The following is a 515-nucleotide window of genomic DNA, read 5'->3' on the forward strand; positions in this document are numbered from 1 at the left end:
CGAAGACGGCGATGTGGTCACAGGTGGAGAGGGTGAGGACGAGATCGTTGTGCAGTCCGACCCCGAGCAGGAAGCCACGACAATCATGGATTTCCAGATCGGTCACGACAAGCTTCTGATCACCTGGGACAACCCAGAAGAACCGGAATTGACGATCGAACAGGACAGTGAAAACAACAGCTTGACCCATGTTCGGGTCAATGGCGAAGACGTCGCTCAGCTTTTTGGCGCAGAGGGTCTGACTGTTGAAGATATTCAGTTCGTGACCGAAGCCCAGTTGGAGCAGTACGCCTTCACCAGTTGAGCCTGCAGAATCCATTTGTCATTTGCGGTGAATGCGCCTATACGCGCCCATCCGCATCGGAATCGGTGCGGTTTTCTCCATGGGCCTGTGCTGGACGACATCCCGGCCTGCGCCATCAACTCTAACCTTTAAAGGAGACCCCGATGTCGATTACTGCCGCTGATAAAGCACGCGTCATGAAAGAATTCGCAACCAAGGACGGCGACACTGG

At 54.6% G+C, this 515-nt stretch carries 1 pseudogene; it reads left to right on the forward strand.

The window, feature by feature from the left end:
- Positions 1–304 (forward strand): annotated as a pseudogene (locus ACR0B3_RS24565) (calcium-binding protein); the annotation flags it as partial.
- Positions 305–515: the final 211 nt, after the last annotated feature.

The sequence above is a fragment of the Ruegeria sp. CE9 genome (assembly GCF_056537425.1).